Source organism: Planococcus plakortidis, from assembly GCF_001687605.2.
Lineage (GTDB): Bacteria > Bacillota > Bacilli > Bacillales_A > Planococcaceae > Planococcus > Planococcus plakortidis.
On sequence record NZ_CP016539.2, the window covers coordinates 2,867,959 to 2,886,241 of the forward strand.

The 18,283-nt window shown below is 52.8% G+C and carries 16 protein-coding genes and 1 riboswitch; of the genes, 2 read left to right on the forward strand and 14 right to left on the reverse strand.

Translation table 11 applies throughout. The features are described 5' to 3' along the window. Positions 1-177 precede the first annotated feature (177 nt). From BBI15_RS14335 to BBI15_RS14365, 7 genes are all read right to left on the reverse strand, one after another. Positions 178-1,389, reverse strand: a complete 1,212-nt coding sequence (locus BBI15_RS14335; protein WP_068870568.1) for a NupC/NupG family nucleoside CNT transporter — start codon at positions 1,387-1,389, stop codon at positions 178-180. Positions 1,390-1,523: 134 nt separating this feature from the next. Then, the gene (locus BBI15_RS14340) at positions 1,524-2,936 is read right to left on the reverse strand and encodes a DHA2 family efflux MFS transporter permease subunit (protein ID WP_068870570.1); all 1,413 of its coding nucleotides are present in this window, start codon (positions 2,934-2,936) and stop codon (positions 1,524-1,526) included. Between the two features lie 115 nt (positions 2,937-3,051). Next, positions 3,052-6,153, reverse strand: a complete 3,102-nt coding sequence (locus BBI15_RS14345; RefSeq protein WP_068870572.1) for an efflux RND transporter permease subunit — start codon at positions 6,151-6,153, stop codon at positions 3,052-3,054. Between the two features lie 106 nt (positions 6,154-6,259). Next, positions 6,260-6,505, reverse strand: a complete 246-nt coding sequence (locus BBI15_RS14350; protein WP_068870574.1) for a hypothetical protein — start codon at positions 6,503-6,505, stop codon at positions 6,260-6,262. A 153-nt stretch (positions 6,506-6,658) separates the two neighbouring features. Beyond that, entirely contained in the window at positions 6,659-7,825 is a 1,167-nt protein-coding gene (locus BBI15_RS14355) for a TraB/GumN family protein (protein ID WP_068872615.1), read from the reverse strand. 130 nt (positions 7,826-7,955) lie between these two features. After that, entirely contained in the window at positions 7,956-8,798 is an 843-nt protein-coding gene (gene ypfJ, locus BBI15_RS14360) for a KPN_02809 family neutral zinc metallopeptidase (protein ID WP_068870575.1), read from the reverse strand. A 59-nt stretch (positions 8,799-8,857) separates the two neighbouring features. Further along, positions 8,858-9,454 (reverse strand): class I SAM-dependent methyltransferase, encoded by a 597-nt coding sequence (locus BBI15_RS14365; RefSeq protein WP_068870577.1) that lies wholly within the window; start codon positions 9,452-9,454, stop codon positions 8,858-8,860. Between the two features lie 150 nt (positions 9,455-9,604). Beyond that, positions 9,605-9,783, forward strand: a riboswitch (Lysine riboswitch). Positions 9,784-9,909: 126 nt separating this feature from the next. Between BBI15_RS14365 and dapA the strand changes: the two genes are divergently transcribed. Continuing rightward, positions 9,910-10,800 carry a 4-hydroxy-tetrahydrodipicolinate synthase gene (dapA, locus tag BBI15_RS14370; RefSeq protein WP_068870579.1) on the forward strand — a complete coding sequence of 297 codons (891 nt, stop codon included), beginning with the start codon at positions 9,910-9,912 and terminating at the stop codon, positions 10,798-10,800. A 43-nt stretch (positions 10,801-10,843) separates the two neighbouring features. Here dapA and BBI15_RS14375 read toward each other — a convergent pair whose 3' ends face one another. Further along, positions 10,844-11,680, reverse strand: a complete 837-nt coding sequence (locus BBI15_RS14375) for an STAS domain-containing protein (RefSeq protein WP_068870581.1) — start codon at positions 11,678-11,680, stop codon at positions 10,844-10,846. A 130-nt stretch (positions 11,681-11,810) separates the two neighbouring features. Beyond that, entirely contained in the window at positions 11,811-12,836 is a 1,026-nt protein-coding gene (locus tag BBI15_RS14380; RefSeq protein WP_084632926.1) for a cell wall-binding repeat-containing protein, read from the reverse strand. A gap of 281 nt (positions 12,837-13,117) precedes the next feature. Between BBI15_RS14380 and BBI15_RS14385 the strand changes: the two genes are divergently transcribed. Next, positions 13,118-13,948 carry a DUF2382 domain-containing protein gene (locus tag BBI15_RS14385; protein ID WP_068870585.1) on the forward strand — a complete coding sequence of 277 codons (831 nt, stop codon included), beginning with the start codon at positions 13,118-13,120 and terminating at the stop codon, positions 13,946-13,948. Between the two features lie 50 nt (positions 13,949-13,998). Here the strand turns inward: BBI15_RS14385 and BBI15_RS14390 are convergent, their stop codons facing one another. The 5 genes from BBI15_RS14390 to BBI15_RS14410 form a co-directional block, all read right to left on the reverse strand. After that, positions 13,999-14,637: a Yip1 family protein gene (locus BBI15_RS14390; RefSeq protein WP_068870587.1), complete on the reverse strand. Its 639-nt coding sequence runs from the start codon at positions 14,635-14,637 to the stop codon at positions 13,999-14,001. A gap of 149 nt (positions 14,638-14,786) precedes the next feature. Continuing rightward, positions 14,787-15,674, reverse strand: a complete 888-nt coding sequence (locus BBI15_RS14395) for an SDR family NAD(P)-dependent oxidoreductase (protein ID WP_068870589.1) — start codon at positions 15,672-15,674, stop codon at positions 14,787-14,789. Positions 15,675-15,692: 18 nt separating this feature from the next. After that, positions 15,693-16,601: an SDR family NAD(P)-dependent oxidoreductase gene (locus BBI15_RS14400; protein ID WP_068870590.1), complete on the reverse strand. Its 909-nt coding sequence runs from the start codon at positions 16,599-16,601 to the stop codon at positions 15,693-15,695. 231 nt (positions 16,602-16,832) lie between these two features. Continuing rightward, positions 16,833-17,582 (reverse strand): anti-sigma factor, encoded by a 750-nt coding sequence (locus BBI15_RS14405; RefSeq protein WP_068870592.1) that lies wholly within the window; start codon positions 17,580-17,582, stop codon positions 16,833-16,835. Next, on the reverse strand, positions 17,563-18,141 hold the full coding sequence (locus BBI15_RS14410) for an RNA polymerase sigma factor (protein WP_068870594.1): 579 nt from the start codon (positions 18,139-18,141) through the stop codon (positions 17,563-17,565). Before BBI15_RS14410 ends, BBI15_RS14405 begins: the two co-directional genes overlap by 20 nt. Between the last annotated feature and the right edge of the window lie 142 nt (positions 18,142-18,283).

Genomic DNA, 18,283 nt, shown 5'->3' on the forward strand with positions numbered 1-18,283 from the left:
AAAAAAAGCCGCTGTCAAGGCTTCCCTCTTGAAAGGAAACCGTCGATTTTGCAGGCCTCCTGTCCGTCAATTCCATCAAGCCGCCCCCATATAAAAAACCGCCCGTTCCCCGTTCATCACAGTAGATGAAACAGCGAACGGACGGTTTTTTGATGTGATCAAATATGAAGCGATTGCTTAAACGAACATCCCCGCGATTGCCGCACTCAACAATGAGGCAAGCATACCCGCTGCGATTGCGCGCATGCCAAGGCGTGCGATATCCGGGCGGCGGCTTGGCGCCATCGCACCGAGGCCGCCGAGCAGGATGGCGAGTGAGCTGAAGTTCGCGAATCCGCAAAGCGCGAAACTGACGATGATGACTGTCTTCGGAGACAAGTTTGCGATTTCCGGAGCGAATGCCGTATAGGCAACAAATTCGTTCAACACAAGTTTCTGGCCGATATAGCTTCCTGCCTGGACCGCTTCTTCCCATGGCACGCCGATCGCGAATGCCAGCGGCGCGAAGATGAATCCGAGAATGCCTTGGATCGTGATGTTATCAGCACCGAACCAGCCGCCGATGCCGCCAAGTACGCCGTTCAACAGCGCGATGAGCGCGATGAACGCAAGAAGCATCGCCCCGACGTTCAATGCCAGCTGGAGGCCGTCTGAAGCCCCGCGAGCAGCTGCATCGACAACGTTGACGGAACGGTCGTCTTTTTCCATGACAAACTCTTTTTCTTCGATTTCTTCCTGTTCCGGAATCATGATTTTCGCCATGACCAACCCGGCAGGAGCCGCCATGAAGCTGGCAGCGAGCAAGTACTCAAGCGGGACACCGAGAAGCGCATAACCCGCGAGCGTGGAGCCCGCGACCGATGCAAGCCCCCCGGTCATGACTGCAAACAATTCCGACTTGGTCATGTTCGGCAGGAACGGGCGCACGACAAGCGGTGCTTCCGTCTGGCCGACGAAGATGTTGGCAGATGCCGAGATCGATTCCGCTTTACTCGTACCGAGCAATTTCGACAAGGCCCCACCGAGCAAACGGATGATCCATTGCATGATGCCAAGATAATAAAGAACAGAAATTAGGGAAGAGAAGAAAATGATGATCGTCAATACCTGGAACGCAAAGACGAAACCGAAACCTTCCGTGTCAGCTGCAGGACCGAAGACGAATGCAATCCCTTCCCCTGCATAATTGATGATGTTTTGGACGCCTCGTGATAAACCGAGCAAGGCGTTTCTGCCAAACTCCCATTCAAGTACCATAAATGCAAACGTAATCTGGATGGCCAATCCGCCGAGAATCGTCCGCGGCTTGATGGATTTTTTTCCATCAGAGAACAAGAAAGCGATTCCAAGAACGACGATAATGCCGAAGATGCCCCACAATAAATTCACAACTTCACCTCATTAAAAGTAGTTTTATCAGAAAATTGAACAATTTTTTGTTATTCATTGTCTGTCGTCAGACATCTTACCAAATCTCACCGAAGATGTAAATGCACATCTTGTGACAGCTTTTCTTCATATATTTATGCGTCGCCGCTTTCCTGCTTTTTCGGATTTTTCATGAAGAACGCCAGCACGATGCCGATTGCGCTTAATCCCCCTGTCACCATGAAGGAGATATTGACCCCGCGGATCAGCCCTTCCACGCCGTATCGGGCTGGGTCAAGCGCCGCACTGGTCATGATCGTCACAAGTAGCGCCGTCCCAATCGAGCCCGATACTTGGCGCATCGTATTGCTCATCGCCGTGCCATGCGGAATAAGGCGGTCCGGCAATTGATTGAGCCCCGCTGTCGTAACAGGCATCATGACAAGCGCAACGCCGAACATGCGGATGGCGTGCATGACGGTCAAATAAACAAATGCCGTCTCGGCCGTCAGCACCGTAAACTGGAAAGTCGAACCTGTTACGATCGACAGCCCCGCAACCGCCAGCCACTTGCCCCCGACTTTATCGAAAATACGCCCGGCAATCGGGTTCATGAGTCCCATGATGACCGCTCCCGGCAGCAGCATGATCCCGGATTCAAGCGCCGTAAACCCATGCATGTCCTGCATATAGATCGGCAAGATCGTGGCACTGCCGATCATCGTGACAAACACGATAATGCTGAGGATCGTCGATAAAGTAAACAAGCCGTATTTAAAGACGCGGAATTCCAGGATCGGCTGCTTCAGTTTTCCCTGGCGGCGGATGAAGAACCATAAAGCGACAGCCCCGACACCGATCGATGCGATGACCGAAGTGCTGCCCCATCCCGCTGACCCGGCGCTCGAAAAGCCATACAGCAAGCCGCCGAACCCTATAGTCGACAGCATGATCGACAGAATGTCGATCTTCGGGAAAGTCCGTTCCGTCACATTGCGCAGGAAGAAATACGCCAGCGCCAAATCGAGGATCGCGATCGGTATGACGATGTAGAACAAAGACCGCCACGGGTATTGCCCGACCAAATAACCGGATAAAGTCGGGCCGATTGCCGGCGCGAAGGAAATGATCAAGCCGAACATGCCCATCGCCTGGCCGCGTTTTTCGACCGGAAAGATGACGAACAAAACCGTTTGGGCGAGCGGCATCATGATGCCGGCCCCCGATGCCTGGACGATGCGCCCGAGCATCAAGGTCGCAAATCCCGGTGCAAGCGCACAGATGATCGTCCCGGCCGCGAACAAGCCCATCGCCACAAAAAATAAATGGCGCGTCGTGTATTTATTGATCAAGAAAGCGGTAATCGGGATCATGACGCCGTTGACGAGCATGAACACCGTCGTCAGCCATTGCGCGGTATTGGCGGTGATATCGAGATCTTCCATGATGTGCGGCAAAGCGGTGGCGAGCAGCGTCTGGTTGAGTATCGCCACAAACACGCCGGCCATCAATACCGCGAGCAGCGGTTTCCTATGCCGCGCTTCTAATTCCACTTTCCCCAAGCGCATCTCCCCCCTTTCTCAAAAATCGCCCTTTATCTCCTGCTTACCCCATCACACAAGCTTTACTCTGCCACTAAAAAACAAAAAAAGCTGCAAAGTCCGAAGACCCTGCAGCTTTCCATCAGGCGGTTTGTTTCTTCTCCTTGCGCACGATGCGATGGAATAAAAGATACAGCGCCGGAATCATGACCAATGTGAAAATCCCGGAGAACGCAAGCCCCGCAATGATCGTCACGGCCAGCGGTTCAAACAATGGGTCGCCGGAAAACGCGACCGGCAAGAGCGCCACAATTGAAGTCAAGGACGTCAGCACGATCGGCTTGATGCGCGCATACCCTGATTCGATGATCGCTTCTTCGATGTTGAAGTCTCCCGTCAGGCGGCGTTCTTCCACAAAGTCGATGAGCACGACCGCATTCCGGACGACAATCCCCGTCAAGGAGACGATCCCCATGACGCCAAGGAAGCTGAGCGGCGTCTGCGTCAGGAACAAGCCGAGGATCGCGCCCGAGATGCCGAGATAAACGGCAATCAACACAAGGAACGGCAAGCCGAACGATTTGAACTGGAACGCGATGACCAAATAAACCAGCAGCAGCACGACCAGGAACAGGATGCCGATTTCAGCGAAGAATGCTTCCTGGTCGGAATTCTCGCCGCCAGTTGACAGTTCATAGCCAGACGGCAAATCCGCACGTGCATTGTCTACGACTTCAAGCATCTGCGCTTCGAAATCATCGGCTTCACCGAACGCGCGGAGCGTGATGGCGCGGTCCCCTGATTTATGCGGCACTTGTGCAAGCGCCGTCGTTTCTTCTGCGGTGAGCAATTCGTCCAGGCCGACCAGTTCAGGCGGCCCTGGCTGTGCGGCAGCAGGCGGCCCTGCTTCACCGCCGGTTTCCGCTTGTTCACCGCTTGCCGTGGATGCCGGCAAACTGAATTCAGCAAGGTCGATCGGTTCGCCTTCCGTGATGCCTGCTTGCTTCAGGACGACTTCATATGGCGTCTGCCCTTCATAAAGCGTATAGAGCGGGACGCCTTGCGTCAGCAGCTGCAATTGATTGGTGACCGTCGACAAGGCGATGCCGTTGTCTTCAAGCGTTTCCCGCTCCGGTACGTATTCAATCGCCGGCACAGAAGCGCCGAGGTTATCGGTGACGACAGTCGCACCGTTTGCGAGCATCTCTTCTTCGAGCGTGTCACGCAGCGCCGCGAGTTCATCGATATCCTCGCCCGTCGCCGTCACGGTCACCGGTGCGCCCACTGGCGGCCCCTGGACGATGGTATCAAGGAAAATTTCCGCATCCGGATAGCGTTCGCGAAGTTCCGGTTCCCATTTGTCGATAAAGGCGGAGGCGGAAGTCGCTTCACGGTCGATACGGAATGCCACTTGGCCCGTATTGGCGCCGGTATTGTCCATCGATGAAGCAAACAGGTTCGGCAATCCTTCTCCTGTGAAGACGGCGGTTTCATTCACATCGCCATCTTCCTGCGCCACTTCCTCGGTCACTTCACGGATGAACGCATCGGTTTCTTCGATGGTCGTTCCTTCCGCAAGGCGCACGTTCATCGTCACTTCCTCGCGGTCCGCTTCCGGGAAGAATTCGAATGGCGTGAACAAGGCGAGTGACAGCAGTGCGGTCGCAATGGCCAATCCGCCGATCCCAGTCAGCCAAGGGCGTTTCAACACGCCTTTCAGCACTTTTCCGGAATACACTTGCGCAAGTTTTTCGAGCGGCTTGCCAAGGAAGCCCGGCGTGTCGGAAATTTTGCGCTTTTTGCGTTTCGTGCGCAAGTATTGCATCATCGGCACAAGCGTAATCGACAGTACCGTCGAAGCCAGGATGGTCGTAATCAAAATACTCGGCAGCGCTTTGATGAATGCGCCGTTTCCGCCGGATAGCAATAACAGCGGAGAGAACGTCACGACAATCGCCAGACTCGACGACACGATCGATGGGTAGACTTCCCGGACGCCATTGATGGCCCCTGCCATTGCGTGATCGCCAAGCTTATAGCGGCGCTGGATATTATCGTTGACGACGATGCTGTCGTCGACCAAAATCCCGATCGCGATAATCAAGCCGATAACGGAAATCTGGTTCAAATCGACACCGAGCGCCGGAATCGGGATGAGCCCGATCAGGACGGAAGCGAGAACGGTCAGCGCCACGGCAAACGCGCCGTATAGCGTAAGCCCCGCAGTCGTAACGACCAAGACCGCAAGCACCGCGATCAATAGCGAAATGTAAAGCGAGCTGAAAATCTCGTTGACGTTTTCAGCCTGGGACTCATAGCGTTCAGCCGAGATGCCTGCAGGCAAATCTTCATTGAACCCTTCGATCACTTCGCTGACACGGTCATCGACAGAAGGCACGTCCTGGCCAGTCTGCAAGAAGACCGTATAGGAAACCGCCGGCTCGCCTTCGAATGTGACGATATCTTCAGCCGGCATTTCAGCCAATTCGACCGACGCCACATCAGCGAGCGGCACCGCTGCCTGGCCGACCTGCAGCTCACGCAGCTTTTCGATGCCTTCGCTTTGCTGCACGGTCAAGAGGAATTGCTGTTCGCCGTCACTGTGGGTACCAAGGGACAGCGGCTGATTCGCTTGCTGCAGGCTTTCAAGCACTTCAAAAGGCTGCAATTGATTTTCTGCCAGCGCATCCCCATCGAGCTCAATGACCACCTGCTCACCGTTCAAGCCTTTCACTTGGGTTCCGGCGACGCCGGACACCGCTTCGACTTCATCCGAGAGATCGGCGAGCGGCCTTTCGAGTTCGGCAAGTTCCGCTTCGTCCCCGTAGAACATATAGGAAACCAACGGGAATGTCAGGTCCAGCTTTTCGACGCTTGTTTCCTGCGCCTGTTCCGGGAAACTGCCGGCTGCGCGCTGTGCCTGTTGCTGGATCGTATTGATCAAGCCATCAGGCTCTACGCCGTCTTCAATTTCCAATGTGATGATGGAAGCCGAATTCGCTGAAATGGAATCCATCGACGCGATGCCGTCAATGCTCTGCAATTCCCTTTCAATCGGATTCGTGATGCTCGTTTCCACTTCTTCCGGCTCGGCGCCCGGCAAGATCGTGGAGACCAGCACAAGGCCCGGAGGCGTTTCGGGAATTTCACGCTGAGGCAAAGTCAGGAATGTATAGACCCCGACCAGCATGAGAATCAGGATCAAGAAGATGAATAACTTACTGCGTTCAAGTATGTACTGCATAAGGATTAGCTCCCTCCGATTGTTGTATAACTATTGTATAACTACAAATCGGAAAGCGCCAATTTAAACGCTCGAAAACCGGCCAAAAAGATTGGCCGGTTTCCGGTTAAACTTTTTCAGGGCGCCGCTGCTTGAAGAAGTAAGCGCCGATGAACAGCAAGAGCGGTGGCAAGATGCTCAATTTGAACACCCAGCTGTCATCTCCCATGAAAATCAGGCCCATCGGCAAAAGTGATGCAAGCCCTCCCCAAAACAGCGCTTTCCACGATCGTTTCCAAACCCCGTACAAGCCGAGCAGCAATGCGGCAATCACCAGCGACCACAATAAGATCCCCATCAACAGGAAATCCATCTCCATGCGCCTCCGTTCGGTTTTATACTTTAGTTATACCCCTTTTTTTAATAAAAATCATTCATCAAGAATACTTTTTATGCATTTTTATATAGGTATCTAGAAATGAAAAAGCTTCCACCGAAATTTTCGAGGGAAGCTTCATAAAGCGTTTTATAAGTTTTCGAAAAACAGGCGCAACACGTCTGCCCCGCCGATGAATGTGCCGAGCGAACTGCCGAGGTTGGTCAATACGATGACGAGTAGGACGCGCGTCACTTTATTGTCCCAAAAGCCTTTGACCGTGAACACGTCTTTCGACAAGGTATCGAAATCCCCGACATTCGGCCGGCGGATAAACGCTTGTGTCAGCCCCGAAAACCAGCCGGCCGCAACGAGCGGATTGAGCGAGGAAATCGGCGCAGCGACAAAGGCGGTGAGGATCGCCAGCGGATGGCCGAACGCGACCGCGGCCCCGATTGCGGCAAGCGTGCCGTTCCACAGGATCCAGCTGACGGTTTGGTCCAAACCAGCCGCCGGGTTTGCATAGAAGGTGTACGCGATAATGGACAAAATAATCGCCGGGATGGCCCAGCCGATGATCTTCGGCCATTTCGACTTCTTCGGCACTTCATTGAGCGCCTTTAAATCCTGCTCTTCGTGGATTTCGCGGGTAATGCCTGGAATGTGCGCGGCACCAAGCACCGCGACGACCTTGTCGCCGGGTGCTTCTTTGATCTTCTGCGCCAAATATTGGTCGCGTTCATCGATGAGCGGCTTCTTGATGCGGGGGAACGCTTTAGTGAAATCATCCATCACCGCGTTCAATGTATCCTGCTGCTTCATCTTCTCAAGTTCCTCTTCGGAAATCGATTCCTTGCTGAAAATGCTGAAGAACACGGAGGAAATGAGCTGGACCTTGCCCATCAGCCCGATATTGCCCCAGATACGCGAAAACGTCACTTGGATATTGCGGTCGGCCAGGACCAGTTCCGCTCCGGTCTCTTGCGCGGAATGGATGCCCTGGATCATTTCCGAACCGGGCTTAATGCCGAACTGATCGGCCAGGCGGTTCTGGAACGAGGAAATGGCCAAGTTCATCAACAACAGGCTCGCTTTCTTGTCCTTGATGATCTTGAAGATATCGGTTTCTTTCCATTTCTTGTCCTGCATGACCGAATCATAGCGCTGGGCGTCGAGTTCGATGCACACCGAATCCGGCCGTTCGCGCTCGACGACTTCCTTCACTTGCTCTGCGCTCCGTTTGGACACATGTGCTGTGCCGATCAAGATAAATTGTTTGCCGCCCACTTCGAGACGGGTGATATTGTCTTCCGTCATTATCTCTTCTGTCATGAGTGTACTTCCTTCATAGAATAGGATTTCTTCTTCATTCTTGATTCTCGATGAAAAAGACTGTCTATTCTTTATAATGAATCACCGAGCGCAAAATATCAATCTTTTCGAAAGCTTACAAGTCCGGCGCATTGAACGTATTGCCGTCATTCAAATCACCGGCGCGGAAGCCTTTATAGAACCATTCCTTGCGCTGCTCGGATGTGCCGTGGGTGAAACTCTCCGGCACGGCATAGCCGCGCGTCCTTTTCTGGATCGTATCGTCGCCGACTGCACTGGCCGCGGTCAACGCTTCCTCCAAATCGCCTTCTTCAAGATAGCCCATGCCTTGAGCGTGATGCGCCCAGACACCGGATAAATAATCCGCCTGCAATTCCAGGCGCACCTGCAATTGATTGTATTCCGTCTCGCTCAGCTGGTTGCGCGCCTGTTGGACGTCCCCGAGCACGCCGAGCAAATTCTGCACGTGGTGGCCGACTTCATGCGCCACGACATACGCCATCGCGAAATCACCGGGTGCGTTGAACTGGCGCTCGAGCTCGTCATAAAAGCTTAAATCGATGTATAATTTGGAATCCGCCGGGCAATAAAACGGTCCCGTCGCCGCTCCCGCCATGCCGCAAGCCGACTGGACACTTCCGGAAAACAGCACCAAGGTCGGCTCGACATATTCCATGCCTTCTTCGGCGAACACTTCGGCCCATACTTCTTCCGTATCCGCGAGGACGACCGAGACGAAATCGGCCAGTTCTTCTTCCCGCTCGCTCGCCACATACGGCTCCGAACTGGATCCGCCTCCGCCATCGCCGAGTATCGCTCCCGGGTCGCCCCCGAGAAACGTGATCAACAAGACGATCAGTAAGCCGCCGATCCCGCCCCCGGCCAGCACCGGCCCGCCGACACCGCGCCCTCTCCTGTCTTCTACATTCCTGCTACCCGCTCGCCCTTTCCATTTCATAAAAGAATCCCTCTTTCCGCATCCATTTTTATTTAGCTATACCCGCTATAGCGGAAACTTTAATCCCATATGGGCAAACGGTAGACCAAAAACCGTTCACGTGGATCTTTCTCTTCGACCGGCAGTTCAATATCTTCAGCCAATTCGAATGCGGTGCGCCGTTCCAGGAAATCGGTATATTCGACTGCAGGATAAAATAAGATCACTTCAACTTCCCGCGGATGGTCCGCCGCCGACTTTTGGATCCTGTCCACTACACTCATGAACACCGGATCGGAAAACGGGTTGAAAAAATAAAACCAGCGATCTTGTGGATCGATTTCATAATCCTGCGCGTAAGCATTGATGAACTCGATATCAGCTTTCCCTCTATAGCGCTGCAAATTCCGGAGCGAGGCTTTATGCAGCGACGGGTCGACTTCCACTCCTGCCGACGGCGTCCCGAACAGGTGATGCGCGAAAAAGTTCAAGCGCCCTTTGCCGCTCCCGAAATCGACCAGCCTGCCCGTTCCTTTCAACGGATGTGCCTTGAACAATCGATCCAGCCACGCATAAGGCGTCACTTCAAACCGGTGCTCATGCAGCGATGCGTGGAAGCCCATCTGCTCGCCGCCGGTGTGGATATTCAATTTTCGGTCCATTCGATGATCGTCCATGTGCTTGCCTCCTTTGGTCTATTGGGAGCAGTTCAAGCCGTCGCTCTCCATTCCCACATTTTACAAAATTAAAAATGCTTTTTCTCTTGCCTTTCCCATTTCTTTCTGTTATATTACAGCTAATTCAATAATTTCTTGCTTCCTTAGCGGAGCGAGGATAGAGGCGCAAAAACCATCAGTACGCAATCCGAGGAGTATGGGCTCTTAGGACGATTGCCGAAAGGGGGATTTGCCGAAGCGGCAGGATGCTCATATTCCTGTGCGCTGGTTCTGCACTGAAGAAGTGCCGGACTGTCATATAGGAAACTATATGGAGGGCTATCTGACGAACAGGAACGATTGGTAAACATTGTTTCTAACGGCAGCAACGGGCCCCCGTTGCTGCTTTTTTGTTTACTCCGGACCGGCCCCCACCTCTAATTTTTGAAAAAAACTTAGAAAAGGGTGTGTTCTCTATGAAATTCGGTCAAGTGATCACTGCGATGGCGACGCCATTCGACGCAAACGGTGAAATCGATTTTCAGGCAACAACAAATCTCGTGGAACATCTTATCAATAACGGTTCGGACGGCATCGTCGTCGCCGGGACGACCGGCGAATCGCCGACTTTGTCGACAGACGAAAAAGTGGCGCTGTTCGTCCACGTCGTCACTGTGGCGGACGGGCGCGCGAAAATCATCGCGGGCACCGGCTCGAACAACACGCGGGCATCCGTCGCCTTGACTCAGCAAGCGGAACAAGCGGGCGTCGACGGCATCATGCTTGTCACTCCTTACTATAACAAACCGTCTCAAGAAGGCATGTACCGCCATTTTGAAGCGATCGCAAACGCGACGACGCTTCCGGTCATGCTCTATAACATCCCGGGCCGCAGCGTCGTCAATCTGTCGGTCGATACCATCGTCCGCCTGTCGCTGATCGATAATATCACCTGCGTAAAAGAAGCAAGCGGCGATCTGGATGCCGCTTCCGAAATCATCGAGCGCACAAGCAGTGACTTCGCCGTCTACAGCGGCGACGACAGCCTGACCTTGCCGATGCTTTCTGTCGGCGGGACTGGAATCGTTTCGGTTGCAGCGCACATCATCGGCAATGAAATGCAGGAAATGATCAAATTGTTCCGCACAGGCGATACAGTTGGCGCTGCGGCGCTTCACCGCAAATTGCTGCCGACGATGAAAGCATTGTTCGCGGCACCGAGCCCGAGCCCTGTCAAAGCGGCGCTCAACCTATCGGGCGTACCGGTCGGCGGCGTGCGTTTGCCGATGCTCGCGTTGACTGAGGAAGAAACTGCCACCTTGCAGCAATTCCTGCCATCCCCTAAACAGGCCGCCGTCACCAATTAAAAAAGCTTCGCAGCCCTTTAAAACAGGGACTGCGAAGCTTTTTTTAATTGTATACTTCTTCCAGCGCGCGCTTCAAGCTCCCGCCAATGCGTAAGGTCCGGACATCGATGCCAAGGGAAGTCAATGACTGTGCCGTCTCCGGGCGGATACCTGTCAACACGCATTCGACGCCGATCAGCTCGAGCGACTGGATGATTTTCAGGATCTGTTCAGCTACCATCGTGTCGACGCGAATGACCCCTGATAAATCGAGAAGCAAGGTAGTGATCTTCAATTCGCTCGCAGACAGCAGCGTGCGCTCGAGAATATAGTGTGCACGGTCAATTTCAACGCTCCCGATCAGCGGCAAAATGGCGACTGAATCACTGATCGGGACGACAGGCGCCGATAATTCCAGAAATTCCTGGCGCGCTGCAGCCAGCTTGTTCTGGTACGAAACCGTATAGGCATGCATGTAGGCGTAGGTGGCATGGTCCAGAAGCGCATGCAATAATTCCGCCGCATCATAGGTTATTTCCGGGGAAATATCCAAACGGCGGCCTTCGCTTTTGATCAGCGTGGCCAGATGCTTCCGGTATAAACCGGTTTCTTCCAATGCCGTATCCAATGTCATGCCTTGCTCCAGAAAGAAATTCCCCGTGGCATTGCCCCATTGCGTAATGACAGCCATGTTCTTCGCTTCATTGCAGCTGTCCTGCATCGCCTTCCCAAGCAATTCGATGAAACGGGCGCGCTCTTCCAATACCAGTTCCGAGAACTCCCTTTTTTCTTCCACCATCTCCTCCGGCAAGGCCGACTGCCGTTCTTCCTGGATCAATTGCGCAATCATGTATTTATCTTCTTCCACTCGTTTACCGAATAAAGCCATTTCTTTTTCCATTGGAACCTCCATCAATTGCTGCTTGCTTGATTTGCCATAACAGATTCATTATACCCATTTCTTGATACAAGAAATAGCGAATTGATTTTTTGGGACAAAAAAACCTGCCAAATGGCAGGAATTTTTTGTCTTATTTTGCGAATAGCTTTTTCAATGTATCAGATGAAACGGCTTTTTCTCCACCAAGGATCGTGTAGTACGTATCTTCTGTTGAGTAATCGACGATTTGTTCTTTAGAAGCCGCAGTCGGGTTTGCCGCAGTCAAGACAAGCGGAGCCGGAAACAGTGAAGCGAGTGCACTGCCGGATAAAGCATCCGGGAAGTTGGTTCCTGTCGAGACGAAAACATCATACACCTCTTCGAAAACGCCAGCTTCGAACATGAAATCATTGATTGCCTGGTTCGTGTCGTAGCGGCTGACACCTGCAAGGCGCATCGGCTCTTCCGTGAACAACGCTTCCACTGAAGGGGCAACAGCTTTTTCGCCGCCGATGATAAATGGCCATGTCGGCTGGTTGGCTTCGATATAGTCTGCAACTACCGCAGGGACAGCTCCAGATGCAGGCACCAGAAGGATCGGTTCTTCAATGTATCCTGCTGCAGGGGAAATCGACAAAGAATCGGCAAAGTTTGCGCCAGTCGTAACGAATAATGACCCGTCCATTCCTAGTTCTTCAGCTATTTTCACAGCAGTCTCATAGCGGCTCTTCCCGCTGATGCGGTCTACTGTAATGCCAAGCTTCGCGATTTCGTTTTGGACTTTTTCGGAGATCGCTCCCGTACCGCCAATCAAAATAACATTTTTCGCGCCCAGACGCTTGAGTTCATCCGCGAATCCTGCAGGCAAAGAATCTTTTTTCGTCAAAAGCAGCGGTGCATAATAAGAAGATGCCAGCGGAGTAGCTGCCAGTGCATCCGGGAAGTCAGCGCCTGTTGCAACGACTACCGTTTCCGCCTCTCCATCTTCCCAGCCTTCCCACGAAACTTCCAGGCTTGTCTGGTAGCGGTCGCTGCCAAAAATGCGGTAGGAGTTATCTTCTGTAAGTGTGGCTGCAGAAGCTGCCCCCGTCGGTAAAACTGCTCCAAGAGCCAATGCTGCAGCCAATGCCGCAGTCGTCAAAACTTTGCCGTGAATCATCTTTAATCGTTTCCCCATTCTGTAATGTATTCATTTCTTTTCCAATTATATGATATTTTACGAACATTACAATAGGGTTACGAAAATATATTTTAGTAGGCATAAACACCTTTCTCTGAATGTTCCTTTTTGCAGTAATCCATTACCTCCATATATTCTTTTTCATTCGTAAGTTCTCCTCTCCCCGTTGCCACACCCTGGCATCAAGCTCCGTACAAGGTTTATGACTCCTCATCTCCCGGGTACATAAGCCATAACGCAGACACGGCAAAACATTGAGGTTACAGGAGGAAGTTATTATGCAAAAACATGGCCATAAATTGATCGGCACATTCGATGTGCAGGCGGAAGTGATCCACGAGATCGGTGAATTGAAAGCACAGGGATATAAAGAAGAAGATATGTACGTCGTCGCTCTGAACGGCCAGCAACTGCAAATGGTGCAGGGGCAGACGGACGTTCACTTGAATACGGATAAAGGCGATTTCATGGATAAGTTCAAATCGTTCATTTCAGGGGAAGACCCGACCAAGGACGCGCTGAAGCAGATGGGCCTCTCCGATTCGGAAGCCGATGAGTATTACAAGCAAGTCCAAAGCGGCAAGCTCGTGCTTTATGTCGATAGCGAATACGGGATGAATTACCAGAATTTCGATGCCGCAGCAGCCAGCTTATCCGGAAACAAGCATTCGCCTGATGGCCGACACTTAAGCGACACACCCGATTTGGAAGATGAACGGAAGATGGAACTGCACGAAGAGCGCCTCGCGGTCGACAAGGACTGGGTCGAGACTGGGAGTATCGACATCCGTAAGAAAACAGTCGAAGAACAGCAGGAGCTCGAAGTTCCATATGAACGGGAAGAAGCCGAAGTCGAACGCCGTCCCGTCAACCAGGAGCTGGCGGATTATGAATCCAGCGGCCATTCCGCCGAGCCTTACGAAAAAGACGGGCTCTGGCACATTCCCGTGATCGAAGAACGCCTGGAAGTCCGCAAAGTGAAATACGTCAGCGAAGAGATCATCGTCCATAAACGCAAAGTCCAGGAAACGAAGCATATCAGCGAGACGGTGCAGCGGGAGACCGTCGATATCGACGAGAACAATGTCCAGCGCTACGAAAAGCCATAAATACGAAAAAGGCGATCCCGTTTTTTGGGGATCGCCTTTTGCCTATTCGATTAAAATGCCGCAAACAACACTAGCGATAGCAAGGTAATGACAGCTATTGCCACCAACACGGACGGAATCATGATCACGAAAAACCCCTTCCAGGCTGAAAATCGCTGCGCTTCCCCTACCGCTTTGCACTGGATGACGAAAGTCCAGATACCGACAACGATCACGATGGTCAGAAGCAGCAGGCCGACGACCAAGCCGAGCCCTGTATCGGGTTGTGCCGAAACAGGATCGATTTCCGTGTAGAAGGTCGATGGTGAAGTGATGAGCCAGACCAGCCACATCGGCAATAACCAAACCTGCGGAATGCTCGCCGTGACCACTGCGCGGAACATTTCCGCATACGTCCCGACACCGCCGAATAATTTGCCCAATAACTTATAAATGCCCGAAATGATGGCGATTCCCGCGACTGCAGAAAGCGGCCCGAGTAGCAAGGATCCCACGATCACCCCGACAGCCGGAAACATCTGCTCCCCGCCCGAAGCACCGGAAAGCGCGCCTGCAAATCCGACCAGTGCCAGGAGCAAAACGATAAAACGGGTGGTTTTTTCTTCGATGACATAACGTACCGTCTCGCGGGGACGCGTCCAAATGGCTGTAAACGGATTCAATTCAGCGTATGCAGCCGGCTTATTCATGAAGATACCTCTTGTGTTTTGCTTGTTCATTACCCATGACTCTCTCCCCCTTTTATTTCCATCTAATCATACCGTTCTATATTTGTAAATGAATGGAAAGGAAAGTTTGTACCCTTTCTACAGCAAAAAAAAGCTTAAGCAGCTATCGCTTAAGCTTTCGGGTTGCTATCGTCAGGTTCTTTCGCTGCGTTTTCCGGTTCATGGAGCGTTCCGCTATGCGGTGCTTCCGGCGGTGTTTTCTCCAAATTCATCTTGATGAAGTTTGCCGAGCGCTTTTCCAGCATCTTCGGGGCCATCCGCGTCAATAAACGCACGGTTTTCATCTTCCGGCCGACTTCCACGACTTCCTTCGGCTCATCAATCAAATCGATGATCGCCTTGACTGCTTGCATCGGGTCATCCATGGGCTTCATGTCGACCACATGGCCCGAGTAGTTGCCGGCGTGTTCGAACCATGGGGTATCGGTCGCCCACGGAAGCACCGAGCAGACATGGATGTCGCCGTAACCCTCGAGTTTCACTTCTTCATTGAGCGCCGAACTGAAACCGAGGACGGCGTGCTTGCTGGCGCTGTAGCCGGTGAAATAAGGAAATGCGACATCGCTCGCCACCGATCCGATATTGATCAAAATGCCGCTTCCGGCCTCCTTGAAATGGCGAAGCGCAAAATGGCTGCCGTTGACCGTCCCTTTGACGTTCACTTCCACCATGCGCGCGAGATCTTCCAGCGGGATTTCAGTAAATGGGCCGATCACGCCGACGCCTGCGTTATTGATCCACACATCGATCCTGCCGAAACTGGTCAGCGCTTCTTCGAATAGCCACGCGACATCCGCTTCACGGCTGACATCCATCGTAACCGCAATGGCGTTCGGGCCGAGTTCGCTCGCAAGCGCTTCGATCAAGCCGGTGCGCCGTGCCGCCAGGACCAGATTCGCGCCATCCTTCGCCAATTGGCGCGCCACTTCTTTGCCGAGCCCGCTGGAGGCGCCGGTGATGACGATTGTCTTGCCGCGCCGTGATTTTTCCTGTACCATGCCGCCCCCCTCCTTTCGTCACTGTTCTTCTTGTTGTTCAAAGCGTTCCCGCAAATCCCCTGTCACCGCATGGCCCTCTTCCACCGGCTCGTGCAGGCTGCCGGAAGTCAGTTCCGCTGCCGGCGCCGATTCAATCATTTCCTTAAGTTCTTCGCCACTGAGGCCTTTCGCGAATGATGGCAGGAACTGCCCGAGAAAGGCTGCGGCTTTTCCCTTGCCGCCGACTTCCACATTCTTTTTCGGCTCCTCGATCAACTCGAGAATGGCATCGATCACCTTGGCCGGATCGTCCGGCGGCCCGACCAGTATTTCATGCCCGGAGTAATTGGCTGCATGTTCTGTCCACGGCGTGTCGGTGACCCATGGGTCGATTGAACAGACATGGATATCGGGGTAGTCTTCCAGCCGGAGTTCCTCGTACAAACCGTTCGATAATCCGCTGACGCCGAATTTACTGCCGGTATAGGCAGCCCCGTAAGGCATCGGGATCTTGCTCGCAAATGACGAGACATTGATCAAGATGCCGGACTGCTGCTGTTTGAATCGGCGCAACGCAAAATGGCTGCCATACATGGTGCCGAGCAGATTCACTTCCACCGTCCGGTTCAAATCACGCAGCGGTGTATCGATAAAGGGGCCGTAGACGCCGATTCCTGCGTTGTTGATCCACACGTCGATGCGCCCGAAATTATTCACCGCCGCCCTGTGCAAACTTTCCACATCCTTCACCTGGCTGACATCAGCTGTCACCGGGATGACCAATGGCCCGAGCGAGTCCGCGAGCTCTTCGATGAGCCGTGTCCTGCGGGCAGCAATGACCAATTTCGCTTGTTCACCCGCCAAACGTTCCGCCAGCCCGCGGCCGATTCCGCTTGACGCTCCTGTAATGACCACGACTTTGCCTTGATTCGAATGCCTTGCCCCCACAGCGCTCGCCTCCTTCTTAAAAAAGCGCAGAATTTTGTATTAATTTACCCTTTTTAAACATCCAAGAAACGCTTCATGCCGCCAGTTGAAAAGAACAGTTCTAAAGGTTTACTTGGGTTTCCCCTTCCCCGCCCAAACGCCTACGCAAGGGGAGTGTTCCTCGTTTTTGTATAGAAAAAGAGCGGCACCGGTAAAAGGGCCGCTCTTTCTAAACATCATGCGGAAACGCATTTATGCTTCGGGATCGATCGCTGCGCTCAGGACGATTTCTCCCTGCGGCGCCGTATTTCCGCGGTTCGGTTCCAATGTCACCGCGATGGTATCCCATCCTTCTGTATCTTCATCGAGACTGAAGAAGACCGCACCTTCATTTTCCTGGCTTGGCGTGAATGCGCCGGCCGGAATCGGCTGGCCGTCTTTCAATAGCCATACTTGATAGACTTGGTCTCCGCTCGTCGGTTCGAGCTGATTTGCCTGAACCAAGAGATTCAATGCCCCTTCTTCATGGACCAGGGCAGCTGTACCGGTTCCTTCAAATGCTTCGCTTGCCTGCAAATCCACTGTTTCAAAAGCGACTTCAGGCGCTGCCGGCGCGTCCGGGCGGTCATTCAATTCATAGAACGCATACGCGTTCCCGAGCAGCGACACAAGCAGCGCCGCCGCGACGAGCGGTGTCCACTTCGATGTTCTGAATCCGCGCTTTGCCATGGTGGCAGGAGGCGCCGGTCTATCGCGTGTTGGCCGCTCTTCTGCCAAAGGTGCCGGTTGCTCCTCCTCGTCGAAGACCGCATCCAAAATACGGGCTTTCATGCCGGCATCCGGTTCAACCGGTTCTGCAAGATAAGGGAGTTCGCCTGTCGCGTCAACGATTTCACGACATTCCGGACATTCCGCTAAATGTGCTTCAAATTGCTTTCGTTCTTCTTCATTCAATGTGCCGTTCAGGTAATCGATCAAGTGGTCACAATTCGCGTTTGTCATCCGGAATTCCCCCTTCCTGCACCAGTTGCAAGGATGTCTTCAATTTCTTTAATGCCAAGCGGATCCTGCTCTTGACGGTACCGAGCGGAATGCCGCATTGTTCGGCAATCGTTTCATGCGTATAACCCTTGAAATAAAATAGCTGCACCATTTTTTGCTGTTCCTCCGATAAATGCCGGACGGCTTGATGGATCTGTTCGCTCTTCTCTTGCCATTCGGCCGTTTCTTCAACCGAAGAATCGGTACTTTCCACTTCCGCGATGTCATCCAGCGGAACGGAAGGTTTTTTCTGTTTGCGGATCAAATCCACTGCCGCATTGCGCGACATCGTCACCAGCCAGGCAACGAACTTTCCTTTACTCTCGTCATAACTGCCAACTCCGCGCCACACTTTAACGAATACTTCCTGCAATGCTTCCTCTGCCAAACCACGGTCTCCCGTCATTTTGCATAAATAGGAAAACAGCATTTTTTCGTAGCGGTCGTACAATTCCTCGAGCGCGGCCTTATCTTTACCCCTGACGCGCTCGTACAGCAATGCGTCTGAATTTTTTTCCATGCCGTGTCCCCTTTGTTACAGATTTCGTATACCTAGCTTACTATATTCCGCGGCATTTCGCTTAATTGACTCTGTTTGCTTGTTACTTATTCAACGCAGCATAAACGGATATAGTTCACTTTTTCTTTACTATATCTTCCCT

Coding starts and splice junctions, on each gene's coding strand:
- BBI15_RS14405 (WP_068870592.1), bottom strand. CDS start 17,582: ATGACAAACGCGAATTGTGACCACTTGATCGATTACCTGAACGGCACA.
- BBI15_RS14395 (WP_068870589.1), bottom strand. CDS start 15,674: ATGGTACAGGAAAAATCACGGCGCGGCAAGACAATCGTCATCACCGGC.
- BBI15_RS14345 (WP_068870572.1), bottom strand. CDS start 6,153: ATGCAGTACATACTTGAACGCAGTAAGTTATTCATCTTCTTGATCCTG.
- BBI15_RS14385 (WP_068870585.1), top strand. CDS start 13,118: ATGCAAAAACATGGCCATAAATTGATCGGCACATTCGATGTGCAGGCG.
- BBI15_RS14340 (WP_068870570.1), bottom strand. CDS start 2,936: ATGCGCTTGGGGAAAGTGGAATTAGAAGCGCGGCATAGGAAACCGCTG.
- BBI15_RS14355 (WP_068872615.1), bottom strand. CDS start 7,825: ATGACGGAAGACAATATCACCCGTCTCGAAGTGGGCGGCAAACAATTT.
- BBI15_RS14380 (WP_084632926.1), bottom strand. CDS start 12,836: ATGGGGAAACGATTAAAGATGATTCACGGCAAAGTTTTGACGACTGCG.
- dapA (WP_068870579.1), top strand. CDS start 9,910: ATGAAATTCGGTCAAGTGATCACTGCGATGGCGACGCCATTCGACGCA.
- ypfJ (WP_068870575.1), bottom strand. CDS start 8,798: ATGAAATGGAAAGGGCGAGCGGGTAGCAGGAATGTAGAAGACAGGAGA.
- BBI15_RS14365 (WP_068870577.1), bottom strand. CDS start 9,454: ATGGACGATCATCGAATGGACCGAAAATTGAATATCCACACCGGCGGC.
- BBI15_RS14390 (WP_068870587.1), bottom strand. CDS start 14,637: ATGAATAAGCCGGCTGCATACGCTGAATTGAATCCGTTTACAGCCATT.
- BBI15_RS14350 (WP_068870574.1), bottom strand. CDS start 6,505: ATGGATTTCCTGTTGATGGGGATCTTATTGTGGTCGCTGGTGATTGCC.
- BBI15_RS14375 (WP_068870581.1), bottom strand. CDS start 11,680: ATGGAAAAAGAAATGGCTTTATTCGGTAAACGAGTGGAAGAAGATAAA.
- BBI15_RS14410 (WP_068870594.1), bottom strand. CDS start 18,141: ATGGAAAAAAATTCAGACGCATTGCTGTACGAGCGCGTCAGGGGTAAA.